Source organism: Flavobacterium sp. AC274 (assembly GCF_979258275.1).
Window position 1 is genome coordinate 887,920 of record NZ_OZ409852.1, and the last position, 18,013, is coordinate 905,932.

Sequence of the window (18,013 nt, forward strand, 5' to 3'; positions counted from 1 at the left end):
TAAATTATAATGATCAAACCATTTCCATTCCATTCTGATTTAAGAGATTATTTTAAGAAGCAAGACAAAACCTGGTCTTGGTTTTCTGAAGAAAAAGTAAAAGCAGAACAGCAAGAAGCCTTTAAAACTGATTTATTAAAGAACTCTTATCGAATAGATCCGGAAACGGAATCGAAAGTTTATGAAATTTTAAACAAAGCAAAAGATAAACTTGGAATCATTGTCCCGATTACGATTTATCAATCGCAGAGTACGGATAATAATGCCGGAGTTGTTTTTTTTGAAAATGAAGCCCACATTATTTTATCAGGAACGATTTTAAAATTGCTCAACGAAGACGAATTACTGGTTTTGTTCGGACATGAATTATCGCACATTTTGTTGTTTAATCTGGAAAATGGCGATTTTGAAATCACCAACAGAATTATCAATACCATTGCAAGTGATAATAACAGCGAATTGTTTTATTACGAAACCGCAAGATTATATCAGCTTTATACCGAATTATATTGTGATTTAGGCGCTCTAAAAGTCAGCGGAAGTCTGGATACCACGATTCAGACATTAGTGAAATTAAATACAGGTTTAGAAAAAGTTTCGGCAGAGAGTTATTTGAAACAAGCCAATGAAATTCTGGAAAGAATAGAAAAAGGTTCTGACGGAGAAACACATCCGGAGAATTTTATCAGAGCTAAATCTCTGGAAATTTTCGAAAATGATAACGCCAATTTTTATTCGAAAGTAGAAAAGATTATTTCCGGAAAAACCGATTTGCATCAACTCAATTTATTCAATAAAAAACTGGTTTTTGATACTACAAAAGAATTAATCTCGATTATTCTAAAACCAAAATGGACACAATCTGAATATTGTACAGCACTCTACAAACAATATTTTTCGAATTCAGATAAAAAAACAGACGCTTTTATAGACGATGCCTTCAAACTGAAAATAGAAAACAGCAAGAAAAATCTAAAAGAATATTATGCTTATGTAATGCTCGATTTTGCGTTGTGCGATTCGGATTTGAAAGAAGCATTTATTGGACATATTCTGGATATTTCGGAACAATTAAGTTTAGAAGATGAAATGAAAACGATTCTCAAAAAAGAACTGAATCTTACCGAGAAAACCTATAAAGCCTTTGCTCAAAATTGCACAACTACCTTAAATACTATTTTAGAATCTGACCTGGAAAATACTTATTAAGATGATTACACCCATTAAGGAATCCGCTTTTTATCAATTTATTACCGAAAACTTTCAAAAAGGAGTATTTGCCAACGATGATATTATTGCCATAATAATGCCTTTGTTAAAAACAGTTGCTGCTATTCACAATCAGGGAAAAGTGGCGTCGCTGCAGGATATTTCGACGATTTATATCGAAAATCAACATTTTCATATTTTGGATAATGCTTTTGAAATACAAGATAATTCGAAAGTAATTTCGGCATTCTTTAAAAGTAGAAGCAGAGCGTTTGAAATTTCTGGCGAACATTTTAATACTACCGAAATTGGAGAAAATGTAAAAAGAGAATATAGTGACAAAAGTGTTTCTGAAGATGATTTAGAAGATTCTAAAAAACCGGTTTATGTAAAAGATTACAGTTGTTTTGAGTTTGAATTTGACCATCATGATCCGTTGACAGATATTTTTGTTTTGGGAATGATTCTGGCGAGTATCGCTTTGCAATTTGATTTTACAGATATTGAAGATGTAAAACGTTTTGTAGAATATCGCAAGAAAATGTACTTCCTGAACAGCAAAATAAATCCTGCGATTGCCAATATTATTTTGGGAATGACGGAATTGAATCGCGAAAATCGCTGGAAGGATTTAAACGAAATTGTAGAAAAACTGCAGAATTACAGAGATTACAATCCGGAAACCGAATATGATTTATCACATTTGATCGACGCAAAAGTTCAGAATAAGAATCAGTTTATTCACGAGAAACTTCGAAACCGATTATTTGACAACAGTAAACGAAACCGACTTTTGTATTTTCAGCCGAATTTAAAATTCCTGAATCTTACCGTTTCGTCTGTTCCGCAAGCATTGAATTATGAGAATATCGATCCAAATGCTATTTTTTACTGGAATGCTGAAATCTCCAAAAAAATCAGCAATACCAGTACGATTTCGCTCAACAAATATTTAGAATTTCAAGACAATACGTATATCGTTCCTACGCTCGATAAAATTCGTTTAGAAGCCAATAAAGACATTAACGAATACGGATTTAGTCAATTAAAACTCGTTTTATGCAATCTGAACTGGTTTAATACCAAAGAAGATAGTTCAGAAAAAATAGTTTCGCCTTTGCTTTTGGCATCGGTTACGCTAACAAAGAAAAAAGGTGTAAAAGACGATTATACACTGGAATTCCTGGATTCTGAAGTCGAGATAAATCCTGTTTTGGCCAACATGCTAAAAGATTTATATGATATTCGTTTGCCCGAAAGAATTCAGCTTTCTGAAACTAAAATCGAAGAAATCTATGAATTATTAAGAATTCAAGTCGAGAAAAATGGTTCGGGAATTGTTCTGGATTATATTGAAAAACCAAAAATAAAACTGATTCATTCGCAGGCAAAACAAATTCTGACGCAGTTTAATAAACGTTCCAAAAAAGAGAAGCCATTCAGGATCAAAGAAACCTGAATTATTCTTATAAACCTGAAAATTATCAGCCGTATGGTTTAGAGTTGTTCCGAAATTATGTTTTCAAACAGGCTTCATCTTTAGAATATCTTATTAATAGCGATATTAAACAGAATCCTCATTTTTTCAATGAAAATAAAACCATCGAAAGAGAATTTTATCAGCTTGATGAAGGCGAGGCAAATCCATTTCGTTGGGAATTTGATACTTGCAATTTAATCTTAGGCAATTTTAATTATAAAAAAATGTCTCTGGTTCGCGATTACAATCAGGTGATAGAAAATGATGTTGAGAATAATGTTTTCAAGAGTTTGTTTAATTCATTGGCACAAAAAGATTTTAAAAATGAATTAGAATCCGGCAACAGTTTTACCAAAACATTTAATGTTGTAGCGAGCGATCCTACGCAGAACAATGCTGTAAAATATTCAGAATCTGGAGAAAGCTATATTATACAAGGTCCGCCGGGAACAGGAAAATCGCAAACCATTGCCAACTTGATTGCAAATTATGTGGCCAATGATAAAAAGGTTTTATTCGTTTGTGAAAAACGTGCGGCATTAGATGTTGTTTTTTACCGACTTAAAAATCAGGGCTTAGACGATTTATGCTGTTTGATTCACGATTCGCAGGCCGATAAAAAAGAGTTTATTTTTGATCTGAAACAAACTTTTAACGACTTTACAGCATCCAAAAATAATTTTGAAGCGATAGCAAAAACGCGAAATAAACTCGTTGAGAAAATTGATGCTGAAATCAATAAAGTGGCGATTTTTCATGAATTTATGAATGCCAGAATCGATGCTGAAACTAATCTTACGATCAAATCTATTTTTGATGTTTTGATTTCGAATTCGCACAAAGCATTATTAGACAATTTAAACACGCTCGACGACAGAGCCGGATTGGAAGACTGGAACAAAAACCATGAATTATTCGAGAAACTGTTCGCAATAAATCTGGAAACCAATCAATCTGAGTTTTTCTCTGTGCATCCGTTCCGATTTTTAAAAATGGATGCCTTTCGTAAATACCCACATATTTCAGATTTAAAAAAGGACTTAGAAAACAGTCAGGAATTATTGGAAAACATTTCAGAACGACTGGATTTTGTTTCGATTCCGCCAAAAATTGATACGTTTTTTGAGATTCATAAATTCCTTCGAAAAGCAATCGGCACTTTTATTTATTTTGATAATAATGTTGCCGAATTATTAGAACCAAACAGTACTCTTTTCAGATCGCTGGAAAAAGATGTTCAGACTTTATTGAAGCTGCGATCTGATATTGAAAAACTGGCCAAACAATATCCGTATTGGACCAACACAATATCTGAAACCGAAGCCAAAACGGCGTTGGAAATCATCAGAAAAAACGAAAACAGCTTTTTTAATTTTATAAGTTCTGATTTTAAGAAGACAAAAAATGAAATTCTTGCCGTTTATGATCTCAATAAACATGCAGTAAAACCAAGTTTGTCGGTTGTTTTAGAAAATTATATTGCCCAATTTGAGCTTGAAGAGAAATTCAATACTTTAAAAAGTGATTTTGAAAGTAATTACAATCTTGGCGATTTATTCGAATTAAAATACCATACCGAAACGCTTAAAAAAGAATTGGACGCTACGATTCTGGATTTTGCCAAAAACCTGAATGCAGAAGAACGAAAAGAAGTTTCGGAAATTAAGAATATGTTCTTAAAAGTCAATTCGTCTTTGTGTGATAGTATCGAAAATTACGAGAATTTAAGTTTATCGACCATTGAAAACGAAATTACAGCGATCAATACCAAGAAAGCTTATTTTGACTTGTACGCTTCGTTTTTTGATGAAATACAAGATGTAAATCCATCGGTTATTCAATTATTAAAAGGAACTAAAATTCCGCTTGATCATTTAAAAATTACTTTGGCAGAAAGATCGCTAGAGAAATATTATGCGATTAATTACACGCATAAAAAATTCAACATGGATTTGCTGCATACTTCTATCGAAAAAGTAAAAAGAATGTATGCCGATTTATTAGAACTAAACGGAAAATACATCATTGCAAAACAGGTCAGCAATCTAAAAGAGTTGATTCTAACTTCTGAAATGTCGGTTTCCGGAATGACATCGGAACAAAAAGAAAGCAAAAGATCGATTACCGAAGGAAGAAAAATTCTGGAAAATGAATTCAGCAAAAGCATTCGATTTAAATCGATTCGCGAATTGGCGTCTTCAGATTCCGGACAGATTATCCGAGAAATAAAACCCGTTTGGTTAATGAGTCCGTTGAGTGTTTCAGATACTTTACCGGTTGATGATAACTATTTTGATGTTGTTATTTTTGACGAAGCGAGTCAGATTACGCTCGAAGAAGGACTTGTGCCAATATATCGAGCCAAACAAACCATTATTGTTGGAGATGAAATGCAAATGCCGCCAAGTAATTTCTTCGGAAGTTCCTCCGGAAATCAGGACGATTTATGGACGGACGCCACAGAGGATGATGATGATTATTTCTCATTAGATGCCGATAGTTTCCTGACACAGGGCGCGCGCAAATTCCCATCAATTATGTTGGGTTGGCATTATCGAAGCAAACACGAAGCTTTGATTGGTTTTTCGAATGCTTCGTTTTACGACAGTAAATTGTTGACGATTCCTGATTTAAAAGATCACAGCAAAGTGGGGGAAGCGATCATAGTGAACGATGTAAAAGAGGCAAAAAACAATCTGGATCATTTGTTCTCTAAGCCAATATCCTATCATTATATTCAAAAAGGAGTTTATAATGCGCGTTCTAATACGCTGGAAGCGCAATATATTGCCAATATGGTTCGCGAACTTTTGATTCAGAATAAGGAACAAAGTATTGGGATTGTTGCTTTTTCGATGGAACAGCAAAACGAAATTGAAACGGCAATTGAAAATATCTGTATTGATGATAAAGTTTTTGAAAACCTGATTGAAGAAGAATACAAACGTATTGAAAATAACCAGTTTGTTGGACTTTTTGTGAAAAACCTCGAAAATGTGCAGGGAGACGAACGCGACATTATAATCATGAGTACGTGTTATGGTTATAACCCAACGGGAAAAATGCTGATGAATTTTGGACCAATCAACAAACGCGGCGGTGAAAAACGCTTGAACGTAATTTTCTCCAGAGCCAAGAAAAGCATGTGCGTCGTGAGTTCTATAAAATATACGGACATTAAAAACGAATACAACGAAGGCGCAAATTACTTTAGAAAATACCTTCAATATGCGGAATTGATTAGTTTGGGACAATTGGAAGCGGCAAATAATGTTCTGAATTCGATAAATAGTAAAAACAAAATTGAAACGTCGAGTTTAATCGCTAATCAAATTCAGTCAGAAGTGGAGAAAATGGGCTACTTCGCCACGCAAAATATTGGACAAAGTAAATTTAAATGCCATTTAGGAATCAAGAAAGCGGCAGAAGATGAAGAGTTTGTTTTAGGAATTATGATTGACGATGATCTTCATTATGCGAATAACGATATTCTGGAGCAATATCTTTTAAGACCGGAAATTCTAAAAGCCAACGGCTGGACGGTTTGCCAGATTTATTCGAAAGACTGGATTGAAAACAAACCAAGAGTTTTAAAAATGATTGGGGCAGCGTTGCACAATCAGTCGTTTTTTGATGATGTAGAAATGGAAGAAACTACTATCGAAATCGAAAATAATGCCTCAGAAAATAATCCTGAATCAGTAACTAACGCGAATACTAATTTTGAAAGATACCTGAATACCTCAAACGGAAGTAATAAGTTTTGGGAAATTTGTACCGAAGGCAATACGATAATTGTTCAATACGGCAGAGTAGGAACGAAAGGACAAAAAATGGTAAAAGCTTTTGACAGCGAAGATAAAGCCTTAAAAGAAAAACGAAAACTAATTGCTCAAAAAGTTGCCAAAGAATATTTTAAAGAATCTGTTGACGGTAATTAAAATAGAAGCATAAAATTTTGAACCATTAAGATATTAAGTTTATTAAGCAGTAGCATATCTTAATTTTTCTTAATCTCTTAATGGTTCAAAAAAAACACTTTTAATCTTTGATTATAAGTGTTTTAACGAATATAAAATTATGTTTATAAAATAAAAAGAGCATGTTTGCGTAAATTTTACACAAAATAAAATTGTTTATTAAATAATTAAATCTATATTTGCGTATAATTAACGCAAATTAAAAAACTATGATACTAAATTTAAACCCAAAATTCACTCCTGTAACGAATCAGGAAGAAATCAAATTTCAAAGTTTTACATTTTCTGGAGGAGAACCACACATTAAAATCAATCCGGATTTTGATCATAATCAGAAAGTAACCATTACACACCGATTAAATTCATTCAACGATTTGGGTTTATTGTGTATCACAGTAGATGCTCTGCGTAGAATGGATGTTAAAGTTATCGATTTGTTTATTCCGTATTTTCCGGCTGCAAGACAAGATCGTGTTATGATAAAAGGAGAATCTCTTTCTGTAAAAGTATATGCAGATATCATCAACGGACTTCAACTAAATAAAGTTTTTGTTTTTGATGCGCACTCTGAAGTTACTCCGGCATTGGTAAACAACTGCGAAGTGATTCCGAATCATACTTTCATCAAAGAAGTTTTAAATATAATTGGCGAAAACGTAAAATTAATTTCTCCGGACGGTGGCGCTCTGAAGAAAATCTATAAAGTTTCTGAATTTTTAGGTGGTGTTGATGTGGTAGAATGCAGTAAAAGCCGCGACGTAAAAACCGGAAAATTATCTGGTTTTAAAGTGTACGAAGATGACTTAAACGGAATAGATTGTTTAATTGTAGATGATATTTGCGACGGTGGTGGAACTTTTGTTGGCTTAGCCGAAGAATTAAAAAAGAAAAATGCCGGAAAATTATACTTAGCCGTAAGCCACGGAATCTTCAATAAAGGTTTTGAAGTTTTAAATTGTTTCGATAAAATATTCACAACCAATTCAGTAAAAGACTTCGAAGGCGAAAGTGTTCAAGTTATTAAATTAGATCAATTGGTCTAAATAAAGGGTTTCAAGTTTCAGGTTTCAAGTTTCCAAGCAAACGTGAAACCTGAAACAAAAAGCAAAAACTATTAACCGTTTCAAGTTTAAGATTCCAAGTTTCAAGCTCAGTATGCAACTTGAAACATGAAACAAAAAAAACTGAAACTAACCACAAACATTATGAGCGATGATTTAAAACCAAGATTTATTGAGTCTTTAAAAAGAAACAATGATCAGATAAGAGAAGACAGAGCCAAAACCATTGGTGAAGATTCTGAATTAATATACAGACGTCGAGTTGAAGACATCGAATTAAAAATAAAAAGGCTCGAAAGAGAGCAGGAAGGCCTTATCGATATTAGTCCGCTTGACAAGAATAGTTTGACTTTTGCCGACTTTCAACCGGAAGCGTTTGTGCAAAGAGATATGGAATTATCATTAACAATCAGAAATTTAAATATTCAGTTTGAAGTGACAAAAAAGAGATTTGAATATTTATTTGGTAAAACTTTTTAATCATGGGAGGTACAAGATACGATTTAGGCGCTCGTTTGAGCAGAGCCGAAGCAGCAGGTTACGGAAAAAAATCAGCAAGTGAAATTTTCACGCAAAATTCATTGCGAATGGCACATGAATCTATGAATCCGAATGGTATTACGTTTAGAGAAGCAAGAGATTCTGAAGTTCATCCAAATACAGTTCCAATTATTCTGGGATTGGATGTTACGGGAAGTATGGGGCATATTCCGCATGAATTGATTAAGGATGGACTTCCAAAATTAATGGGTGGAATCATTCAGGGTGGTGTTCCGGATCCGGCACTTTTGTTTTTAGGAATTGGAGATCACGAATGCGACAGATTTCCGCTTCAGGTTGGACAATTTGAATCTGGCGATGAAGAACTGGATATGTGGTTAACGAGAACGTATATCGAAGGTGGAGGCGGAGGAAACGCTGGAGAAAGTTATCTTTTGGCGTGGTATTTTGCCGCTTTTCATACCAAAACCGATGCTTTCGAAAAAAGAGGTCAAAAAGGATTGTTGTTTACTGTTGGTGACGAGCCAAATTTACCAACACTTCCGGCTTCTGCCATAAAAGAAATAATGGGTTCAGGACAGCAAACATATACGTCTCTTGAATTATTAAAAGAAGCGCAAAAACGTTACGAAGTGTATCATATCAGCGTATTACATTCTGATCAGGCCGTAAGAGCAAATGTGGCCTGGAAAGAATTATTGGGTCAAAATTGTTTGTCTATCGAAGATCATAAGGAAATCCCGAATGTAATCAAGAAAATCATTTGCGATAAACATAAAAATTCAGGTTTAGGTTTAGGAACGATTCCGCTTGACAGATTAGATAATATAGAAATGCTTTAATTTTTTCTAAACACATAGAAACATAGGTTTTTGTTTTTGAATAAAAGAAAACAAAAAGAAACTAGTTTCTAACACATAGTTACTATGTGAATTTAAACTAGTGAAACGCCTTTCTTAAGCTTCGAAAGTCTATGATTCTATGTGTTTAAAATATTTGCACAACAGTTAAAAAAATGAAAACAGCTCAAATAGTTATAGGTTTAGGATTTGGTGATGAAGGAAAAGGAATTACAACAGATTTTCTGGCGAAGCAAAATCCTGAATCTATAGTTATTCGGTTTTCAGGCGGACAGCAAGCGGCACATACCGTAATGATTGACGGTAAAAAACACGTTCATTCGAGTTTTGCCAGCGGAGCACTTCGCGGTTTGCCTTCTTATTATGGCGAACATTGCACGATTCATCCGGTTTTTTTATTCAATGAAAAAGAAGAACTGGAAGCAAAAGGCGGCAATGTTGAACTTCATATTCATCCATTAGCCAAAATAACAACTCCGTTTGATGTTTGGCAAAACCGAAATAACGTGAGAAATCTGGATCACGGAACTTGCGGAAAAGGTGTTGGAGCGACGATGAAACGAAATGAAGGTCAGTATAAATTGTATGCGATTGATTTGATTGCGCCAAGACAAATGCTTTTGGAGAAACTGGATAAAATCGCCTATTACTACGGTTTTTTAAATGAAAGTGAAACCGATGCAGAAGTACATCATTACTTAGAAATTATTGATAAAATACAATGGAATATCAGCGATTATAGTTTTTTAGAAAAATACGAAAACCTGATTTTTGAAGGAAGCCAGGGAATTTTACTCGACATGGATCACGGTGTTTTTCCGAATGTAACGTATGCGAATACAACTTCAAAAAATGCAGTTGAAATCTGCCAGAAATTAAAAATAGAGGATGTTGAGGTTTATTATGTTACGAGAAGTTATTCAACCCGACATGGAAGCGGCTGGATGGCAAATGAAAGAGAATTAAAATTAAAAAACAACGAAGAAGAAACCTGTGTTTACAATGATTTTCAAAGAGAATTTCGAACAGGCGATTTAGATTATAATCTTTTAAATTATAGTTTAAAGTTGGATGCAGCTTACAGTTTTAACGCAAAAAGAAATTTGGTTGTAACCTGTATGGATCAGCTAGAACAAGATTATGAGTTTGAACATTTAACAACAGAGTTTAAGGAAATCTATGGATCATTTTCACCCGATTCTAAAGATTTCAAACAGATAACTTCTTTGTTTCAATAAAAGAAAAAATGAAATATAATATAGAAAATATAGATCCGGAAAATAAATTTTTGTTTTTCTGGGGACATCAGCCCAATAAGGACGGAAGTATTTCGAAAACCTGTTTTAGTCAATGGTGGTTAAGCTCTTTTGAAGTCGATAAAGTGATCTACAAAACTGCAGAACATTGGATGATGGCCAAAAAAGCCGAATTGTTTAAGGACAATGTAGTTTTAGAAAAAATCATTAAAGCCAATTCTCCTGCCGAAGCTAAAAAGCTAGGAAGAGAAGTAAAGAATTATAATGAAACGCTTTGGTTAGCCGCTAGATTTGACATTGTCAAAGAAGGTAATTATCATAAATTCAGTCAAAATCCGGAGTTAAAAACTTTTTACTAAATACAAAAGACAGGGTAATAGTAGAAGCAAGTCCCGTTGATGCCATTTGGGGAATCGGGATGGCTGGTGATCACAAAGATGTTATGAATCCGAAGAAATGGAAAGGCTTGAATTTGCTGGGTTTTGCTTTGATGGAAGTTAGGGATGAATTAGAATAAAGTTAGAATTATGGAAGTAGAAATTCTCAAAGCAGACATTACTGAAATTCATGTTGATGCAATTGTAAATGCAGCGAATACTTCTTTGCTTGGCGGAGGTGGAGTTGACGGTGCCATTCACAGAAAAGGCGGAAAAGTAATTTTAGACGAATGCATCCAGATTCGAAACAAACAAGGCGGATGTAAAGTTGGAGAAGCGGTTATTACAACGGCGGGTAATTTGCCTTCTAAATATGTAATTCATACTGTTGGTCCGGTTTGGAATGGAGATAAAGAAGAAAAAAAGAATTTGCTTGCAGCTTGTTATCAGAACAGTTTAGAACTGGCTGTTGAAAATAACATTAAAACGATAGCTTTTCCGGGTATTAGCACAGGAATTTATCATTTTCCAAAAGATAAAGCAGCAGAAATTGCTATAAAAACAGTTCTAAATTTCGATAAAATTTCAGAAATAGAAAAAGTAATATTTGTTTGCTTTGATGATGAGAGTTATAAAATCTACAATGATTTATTAGAAAAAATAGATAAAAAATGAGTTAGATCGTGGTTTAGAATTTTAAAAAAGATGGATAGATATTGATTATTATAAGCTTCATCGGAGCATAATATTTATAGCAAAATAGATATGTATTTATGAAAAAAGCTCCATCGGAGCGATATATCCTCTTGTATTTTGAATTCAAAAATATGTCACCCCGATGGGGTTCGTTTGAAATAAATTAAACTTTCTATAAATATAGCATCCCCCTGGGATTTGCATTTTACAATCTAACTCAGATAATTAAAATTAAAAATAACACAATGAAGATATTGTGTACAATACAAAATGAAAATAGAATTAAAAAAATACGATGAGCAAATTGTAGAATGGCCAAAATCAGGCTATCACATTATGGCTCAATATGACGAGGAAGAAATAATAGTGTATCAATCGTACCGAAAAGAAATTGGCGAATTTGCTGCAAAAAATCAATATTTTGGCGGAGCATTTAGCCTGGATAGAATGACGTGGATCAAACCAAATTTTCTGTGGATGATGTACAGAAACGGTTGGGGAACAAAAGAAGGGCAAGAAGTCGTTTTGGCGATTCACCTTAAAATTTCGGCATTCAATAAATATTTAGAAAACGCGGTTTATTCGTCTTACAGCCCTTCACTCGAAATGAGTCAGGAAGAATGGAAAGAAAGTGTAAAAACATCTTCTGTAAGATTACAATGGGATCCAGATCATGATCCGTATGGGAATAAGTTGGAGCGAAGAGCAATTCAGATTGGTTTACGAGAAGATTTTATAAAGTCTTTTGCAAAAGAAGACATAGTGTTGATCGAAGATATTTCTGAATTTGTAAAAGAACAATACGAATTTGTTCAGAATAAAGAATTAGAAAAACTGATGGTTCCTGCTGAAAAACCTTTCCTTTTTAAAGATCAGGAACTGAATAAAAAATTAAAAATCTCTGGAAATAATGAATGAGAAAATAACAAAAGATGTAAGTAAGTTTCTGAGTTTGATACTTAGACATTCACCAGAAAAGATCGGACTAAAATTAGACGAAAACGGTTGGGCAGATGTTGAGGAATTAATTACAAAATGCAATAAGAAAGGAAAAACATTAAATTCAGAACTTCTGGATTATGTAGTAGAAAACAATGATAAAAAGCGTTTTGCTTTTAATGAAGATAAAACGAAAATAAGAGCAAGTCAGGGACATTCGATTTCAGTTGAATTAAATTTAAACGAAAGTGAACCTTCGGAATATTTATACCACGGAACTGTTGCAAAGTTTTTGGAAAGCATTAAAAAAGAAGGTTTACAAAAAATGAGCCGTCAGCATGTGCATCTTTCTAAAGATCGTGAAACGGCGATAAAAGTAGGCAGTAGAAGAGGAGTTGCTCAAATTTTGACTGTTAGAAGCGGCGACATGCATAAAGATGGATTTAAATTTTATTTATCCGAAAATAATGTTTGGTTAACAGATGAAGTTCCGGTAAAATATATAGAGTTTAAAGCATAAACAGAATCCCCCAAATTAACAACCAAAAATAATAGTTATGATTCTAGAAGCAGCAATAGGCGACGCATACGGTGCAGGTTTTGAATTTCGAGATTTAGATTTTATTTCTCAAAACAACGATCTGACTCAATATCATAAACACGGACTTTATACTGAAATTTATAAAAGATATACAGATGATACTCAAATGGCAATTGCAATTTCAGAATTGTTATTAGAAGATGATAATTGGAACGAGATTAAAGTTGCTGATAAGTTTGTCGAAGTATTTCACAGGGATAAAAGACGAGGATATTCAGATCGGGTTTACAATGCTTTAGACGCCAGTAAAAATGGAGTTGATTTCATCAAAATAATCAATAACGGCAGTAACGGAAACGGTTCTGCAATGAGAGCGTATTCTATTGGTTACGTAAAAAATATAGAGCAATTGTTAGCTTTTTGCGAAATTCAGGCAAAAACTTCTCATCTTACGGTTGAAGGAATAAGTTGTGCGAAACGTATTGCTTTGTCGGTTCATTATTTTAAATATAATTTGGGTGACGGATCTACTTTGATGGAGTTTCTAAATGAAACTTTAAAGGAAAATGAGAATTATAGAATTACTTCTCCAATTGACATGCACGGATATCCAACAACACAAGCGGTTATTAAGATTGTATCTGAAGCAACGTCAATGAAAGATTGTTTGAAAACAAGCATTGATTATGGCGGAGATACAGATACTGTTGCTGCTTTATGTATGGCAATTTTAAGTCACAAACAAAATTGCGAGAAAGTGCTGCCTTCGTTTTTGTATGAAGAGTTAGAAAACGATAAGTTTGGGAAAGACTTTTTGACTAAATTAGATTTGGACCTATTGAATAAGTTTAAGTAATTAAGCCAATATATGAAACGAACATTAGTTTTTGGGGATATTCACGGTGGTTTAAAAGCTTTAATTCAATTACTTGAAAAAGTTGCCGTTAAAGAAAATGCCAGGCTTATTTTTCTTGGAGATTATGTAGATGGCTGGAGTGAATCAGCACAAGTTGTTGGTTTTTTGATCGACTTATCTCAAAAACAAGAATGTATTTTTATACGCGGAAATCATGATGTTTGGTGTCACGAATGGTTGAAGAATGATGTTGTAAATGATATTTGGTATCTGCATGGTGGAAAATCAACTATAGAAAGTTATCAGAACATTGATTCTTTGGAAAAAGAGAAACATCTTGAATTTTTTGCAAATATGAAAGATTATTTTGTAGATGAGCATAATAATTTGTTTATTCACGCTGGTTTTTCATCCATGCACGGTCCGGAAAAAGAACATTATGCAAGCAATTTTTCGTGGGACAGAACACTGTGGGAAATGGCTTTAACGATGGATAAGAGAATCCAAAAAGATTCGCTATCCTATCCTAAAAGATTGTTGCTTTATAATGAAATTTACATTGGCCATACGCCAACACTTCATTATAATATCGAAATTCCAATGCAAGGCTGTAATGTCTGGAATATTGATACAGGCGCAGGTTTTTATGGAAAATTAAGTTGTATTGATATAGAAACAAAAGTATTTTGGCAAAGCGATGTTGTGCAGACATTTTATATAAATGAAAAAGGAAGAAATAAGTAGTTTTGAAATAGGATTGAGGACAAAGAATAATTACACAAAGACACGCGAAGAGAAAACACAAAACAGCACAAAGAAAATTAAAACTTTGCGAGTCTCTGTGATAAACTTTGTGAATCTCTGTGAAACCCAAAATTTACGAGAATTTAAATAACTAAAATATATGAACCCACTATTATTAACAGACGGTTACAAAGTTGACCACAGAAGACAATACCCGGACAAAACAACATTAGTATATTCTAACTGGACACCAAGAAAATCAAGAATTGAAGGTCTTGATGAGGTGGTGTTTTTGGATTACAATATTTTATTAAAAAATATATTATTCACGATTTTGATGCTGATTTTTTCAAACAGCCAAAAGAAGAAGTAGTAAAAAAATACGCACGAAGAATCAATAATTATTTGGGAGAGAACCAAGTCGGAACTAAACATATCGAAGATTTACACGATTTAGGATATATTCCGATGGTTTTTAAAGCCTTGCCGGAAGGAGCAAGCGTGCCTTTGAGAGTACCAATGTTTACAATGTATAATACGATTCCGGAATTTTTCTGGCTGACGAATTATTTCGAAACGTTACTTTCTGCGGTAATCTGGCTTCCTTGTAACTCTGCTACAATTGCCAAAGAATACAGAAAAGTATTAGACAAATACGCTGACGAAACTTCTTCTGTTCCTGAATTTGTAGATTGGCAGGCACACGATTTCTCTATGAGAGGTATGGGCGGAATCGAAGCGGCGATAACTTCTGCAGCCGGTCACTTATTGAGTTTTACAGGATCAGATACTATTCCTGTAATTGATTTCTTCGAAGATTATTACAATGCCAATTCAGATAAAGAATTAATCGCAGGTTCAGTGGCAGCAACAGAGCATTCTGTAATGTGTATGGGAACTACTGAAGGCGAGTGCGAAACGTTTAAAAGATTAGTGACTGAGGTTTATCCAAAAGGAATTGTTTCTATCGTTTCTGATACTTGGGATTTATGGAAAGTGCTAACGGATTATTTACCACGTTTAAAAGAAGATATTGTTGCCAGAGAAGGAAAAGTAGTGATTCGACCAGATAGTGGTGATCCGGTTGATATTATCTGCGGAAATCCAAACGGAAAAACAGAACAAGAAAAGAAAGGCGTAATTGAGCTTCTTTGGGATGTTTTTGGAGGAACAACCAATGCAAAAGGATATAAAGAGCTTATTCCGCAAATTGGCGCTATTTACGGCGATAGTATTACGGTAGCAAGAGCAACTCAAATTGCAGAAAGATTAAAAGAAAAAGGATTTGCCTCTACAAACGTTGTTTTAGGAATTGGTTCTTTTACCTATCAATATAACACCAGAGATACTTTCGGTTTTGCCATGAAAGCAACTTACGGTGAAGTTGACGGAGAAGGAAGAGCTATCTTCAAAGATCCAATTACTGATGACGGAACTAAAAAATCGGCTAAAGGATTAATGAAAATTGATTTAGTTGATGGTGTATACCATTTAACTGATAATGTTTCTTGGGAAGAAGAAAAACAAGGTGAATTGAAAGAGGTTTTTAGAGATGGAAAACTTTTAGTTGATCAGTCTTTGAGTGATGTTAGAGCGAGAGTTAAAAGTGCCGTTAATGTTGAAGCATAAAAAAGTTTAATTATGATTTAGAATAGTCCCAAAGAGACGACATAGTTTATAGGGATTTAGAGATTGCGAGAAGGAAACCCCATCGGAGTGATATACTTGATGGTCAGAATGACGCTCCCATGGAGCTCTGAACCAAACGCTTATTGTTAGCTATAAATATTAAGCTCCGCTGGAGCTATTCATAAATAATTTAATATTAAAAGCGAAAGTCTGAATTTTATAATTCAGGCTTTTTTTGTACACCAGTTTGTCATTTCGAGGGACGATAAATCTTCGCAAGTAACTCGACAAAGATTGGCGATTTTGCATGTGTAGAATGGATTGAAATCCATCCCTACAATATAATCCGTTCCTCCCGAACTCTTTATGAAATTCCAAAGGAATGATTTATTTTGTAGCAAGGGATTTTAATCCCTTGAGCGCACAGTAACCCCAACATTGTCATTCCGGGGCACGAGGAATCTCCGCGAGAAGCTCGACAAGGATTGATTCTCGTTACGGAGTTACTTGCGGAGATTTCTCCTTACGTCAAAATGACAAGATTGCGAGAGATAATGAACTTTAAAATAAAAAAGCTGTCTGATTATTTCCAGACAGCTTTTTTACTTCTTATAAAAATTATTATGATCAATATATTCCCAAACTTTTGGCGGTAAAAGCGGCTGAATATTTTTTCCTTCTTTAATGCTGTTTCGAATAAAAGTAGAAGAAATCTCTACAATTGGCGCATCGATAACATGCACTTTTGGATGCGATTTTAGTTCAGTATTTTCAGGTTCTTCAGAAATTCTCGGATAAACATAAATATCATAATGTTCCAGAATCACTTCATAGTTTTTCCATTTATGAAGCGTTTTTAGATTGTCTTCACCCATTATTAGAGAAAATTCATGAGTTGGATATTTTTCCTGCAAATGAACCAACGTATTTACCGTATAATTCGGCTGAGGTAATTTGAACTCAATATCCGAAGGTTTAATTTTTGGATAATCTTCTGTAGCCAGAAAAACCATTTGCAAGCGCTGATGATCGTCTAATAAAGTAGCTTTCTTTTTCAACGGATTATGAGGTGTAACCACCATCCAAATCTGATCTAAATCGGCAAACTCAGCCATGTGATTGGCAATAATCATATGACCAACATGAATGGGATTATATGTTCCGAAATAAAGACCTATTTTCATTTTTGGTTTGTTTCGCAGAGATTCGCTGAGTTTTCACAAAGATTCACAAAGTTATTTAAAAAACTTTGTGCAACTCTGTGCTTTTACTTTGTGAATCTTCGTGTAATAACTATTTATTTACAAAAGCTTTCACTAACTGATAAGCTTCTTCTTTAGCTGTATCTAAATCGTAATTTTTAATAATCGTATCAAATTGTGGCGCCGTCGCCAATTCAACCGAAGCTTTTGCAATACGCATGTTGATTTTGTCGTCACTTTCAGTAGAACGCTCTTTTAATCGGCGTTTTAATTCGTCAACACTTGGTGGTTTTACAAAAACGGCTAAGGTTTGTTCCGGAAATTTGTGTTTAATACGCAATCCGCCGGCAACATCAATATCAAAAATCACATTTTTTCCTAAAGCCCAAATACGCTCAATTTCCGCTTTTAAAGTACCGTAAAAATTATCGCGATATACTTCTTCCCATTCCAGGAAGTTTTCGGCTTTAATGTGTTTTTTGAATTCTTCCAGCGAAATAAAATAATAATCTTTTCCGTGTTCTTCTTCTCCGCGAGGGTCGCGAGAAGCCGCTGAGATCGAAAATTCTAAATTTAAGTCCTCTTTCCCAAGTAAATGTTTTACTATAGTTGTTTTTCCTGATCCAGATGGTGCTGAAAAAACAATTAATTTTCCTTTATTCATTATTTATGCTTTAGGCTT

General features: G+C 34.0%; 14 protein-coding genes and 2 pseudogenes. 14 read left to right on the top strand and 2 right to left on the bottom strand.

Annotation, left to right across the window (positions count from 1 at the left end; translation table 11 throughout):
• Positions 1-9 precede the first annotated feature (9 nt).
• From ACZZZT_RS03960 to ACZZZT_RS04025, 14 genes and pseudogenes are all read left to right on the top strand, one after another.
• On the top strand, positions 10-1,209 hold the full coding sequence (locus ACZZZT_RS03960) for a M48 family metalloprotease (RefSeq protein WP_463459480.1): 1,200 nt from the start codon (positions 10-12) through the stop codon (positions 1,207-1,209).
• A 1-nt stretch (position 1,210) separates the two neighbouring features.
• Positions 1,211-2,668 (top strand): DUF4011 domain-containing protein, encoded by a 1,458-nt coding sequence (locus ACZZZT_RS03965; protein WP_463459481.1) that lies wholly within the window; start codon positions 1,211-1,213, stop codon positions 2,666-2,668.
• Between the two features lie 44 nt (positions 2,669-2,712).
• The gene (locus ACZZZT_RS03970; protein ID WP_463459482.1) at positions 2,713-6,630 is read left to right on the top strand and encodes an AAA domain-containing protein; all 3,918 of its coding nucleotides are present in this window, start codon (positions 2,713-2,715) and stop codon (positions 6,628-6,630) included.
• Between the two features lie 248 nt (positions 6,631-6,878).
• Entirely contained in the window at positions 6,879-7,712 is an 834-nt protein-coding gene (gene prs / locus ACZZZT_RS03975) for a ribose-phosphate diphosphokinase (protein ID WP_463459483.1), read from the top strand.
• A gap of 126 nt (positions 7,713-7,838) precedes the next feature.
• Entirely contained in the window at positions 7,839-8,210 is a 372-nt protein-coding gene (locus tag ACZZZT_RS03980; RefSeq protein ID WP_463459484.1) for a hypothetical protein, read from the top strand.
• 2 nt (positions 8,211-8,212) lie between these two features.
• Positions 8,213-9,073: a hypothetical protein gene (locus ACZZZT_RS03985; RefSeq protein WP_463459485.1), complete on the top strand. Its 861-nt coding sequence runs from the start codon at positions 8,213-8,215 to the stop codon at positions 9,071-9,073.
• 173 nt (positions 9,074-9,246) lie between these two features.
• Positions 9,247-10,329 (top strand): adenylosuccinate synthetase, encoded by a 1,083-nt coding sequence (locus ACZZZT_RS03990; RefSeq protein WP_463459486.1) that lies wholly within the window; start codon positions 9,247-9,249, stop codon positions 10,327-10,329.
• 8 nt (positions 10,330-10,337) lie between these two features.
• Positions 10,338-10,864: pseudogene (locus ACZZZT_RS03995) on the top strand (NADAR family protein).
• A gap of 10 nt (positions 10,865-10,874) precedes the next feature.
• Positions 10,875-11,399, top strand: coding sequence for an O-acetyl-ADP-ribose deacetylase (locus ACZZZT_RS04000; protein WP_463459487.1), 525 nt, complete (start codon positions 10,875-10,877; stop codon positions 11,397-11,399).
• Positions 11,400-11,690: 291 nt separating this feature from the next.
• Positions 11,691-12,338, top strand: coding sequence for a DUF4291 domain-containing protein (locus ACZZZT_RS04005; protein WP_463459488.1), 648 nt, complete (start codon positions 11,691-11,693; stop codon positions 12,336-12,338).
• Positions 12,331-12,879, top strand: coding sequence for an RNA 2'-phosphotransferase (locus ACZZZT_RS04010; protein ID WP_463459489.1), 549 nt, complete (start codon positions 12,331-12,333; stop codon positions 12,877-12,879). Before ACZZZT_RS04005 ends, ACZZZT_RS04010 begins: the two co-directional genes overlap by 8 nt.
• A 37-nt stretch (positions 12,880-12,916) precedes the next feature.
• Positions 12,917-13,756: an ADP-ribosylglycohydrolase family protein gene (locus tag ACZZZT_RS04015; RefSeq protein ID WP_463459490.1), complete on the top strand. Its 840-nt coding sequence runs from the start codon at positions 12,917-12,919 to the stop codon at positions 13,754-13,756.
• Between the two features lie 12 nt (positions 13,757-13,768).
• On the top strand, positions 13,769-14,500 hold the full coding sequence (locus tag ACZZZT_RS04020) for a metallophosphoesterase (RefSeq protein WP_463459491.1): 732 nt from the start codon (positions 13,769-13,771) through the stop codon (positions 14,498-14,500).
• Positions 14,501-14,660: 160 nt separating this feature from the next.
• Positions 14,661-16,129 (top strand): annotated as a pseudogene (locus tag ACZZZT_RS04025) (nicotinate phosphoribosyltransferase).
• Between the two features lie 602 nt (positions 16,130-16,731).
• On the opposite strand, the gene nadD reads toward ACZZZT_RS04025, so the two are convergent.
• Together nadD and gmk are read right to left on the bottom strand one after the other, a co-directional pair.
• Positions 16,732-17,313: a nicotinate (nicotinamide) nucleotide adenylyltransferase gene (nadD, locus tag ACZZZT_RS04030; RefSeq protein WP_463459492.1), complete on the bottom strand. Its 582-nt coding sequence runs from the start codon at positions 17,311-17,313 to the stop codon at positions 16,732-16,734.
• Positions 17,314-17,422: 109 nt separating this feature from the next.
• Positions 17,423-17,995, bottom strand: coding sequence for a guanylate kinase (gene gmk, locus ACZZZT_RS04035; RefSeq protein WP_463459493.1), 573 nt, complete (start codon positions 17,993-17,995; stop codon positions 17,423-17,425).
• Positions 17,996-18,013: the final 18 nt, after the last annotated feature.

Coding starts and splice junctions, on each gene's coding strand:
- ACZZZT_RS03960 (WP_463459480.1), top strand. CDS start 10: ATGATCAAACCATTTCCATTCCATTCTGATTTAAGAGATTATTTTAAG.
- ACZZZT_RS03965 (WP_463459481.1), top strand. CDS start 1,211: ATGATTACACCCATTAAGGAATCCGCTTTTTATCAATTTATTACCGAA.
- prs (WP_463459483.1), top strand. CDS start 6,879: ATGATACTAAATTTAAACCCAAAATTCACTCCTGTAACGAATCAGGAA.
- ACZZZT_RS03980 (WP_463459484.1), top strand. CDS start 7,839: ATGAAACAAAAAAAACTGAAACTAACCACAAACATTATGAGCGATGAT.
- ACZZZT_RS03985 (WP_463459485.1), top strand. CDS start 8,213: ATGGGAGGTACAAGATACGATTTAGGCGCTCGTTTGAGCAGAGCCGAA.
- ACZZZT_RS03990 (WP_463459486.1), top strand. CDS start 9,247: ATGAAAACAGCTCAAATAGTTATAGGTTTAGGATTTGGTGATGAAGGA.
- ACZZZT_RS04000 (WP_463459487.1), top strand. CDS start 10,875: ATGGAAGTAGAAATTCTCAAAGCAGACATTACTGAAATTCATGTTGAT.
- ACZZZT_RS04005 (WP_463459488.1), top strand. CDS start 11,691: ATGAAAATAGAATTAAAAAAATACGATGAGCAAATTGTAGAATGGCCA.
- ACZZZT_RS04010 (WP_463459489.1), top strand. CDS start 12,331: ATGAATGAGAAAATAACAAAAGATGTAAGTAAGTTTCTGAGTTTGATA.
- ACZZZT_RS04015 (WP_463459490.1), top strand. CDS start 12,917: ATGATTCTAGAAGCAGCAATAGGCGACGCATACGGTGCAGGTTTTGAA.
- ACZZZT_RS04020 (WP_463459491.1), top strand. CDS start 13,769: ATGAAACGAACATTAGTTTTTGGGGATATTCACGGTGGTTTAAAAGCT.
- nadD (WP_463459492.1), bottom strand. CDS start 17,313: ATGAAAATAGGTCTTTATTTCGGAACATATAATCCCATTCATGTTGGT.
- gmk (WP_463459493.1), bottom strand. CDS start 17,995: ATGAATAAAGGAAAATTAATTGTTTTTTCAGCACCATCTGGATCAGGA.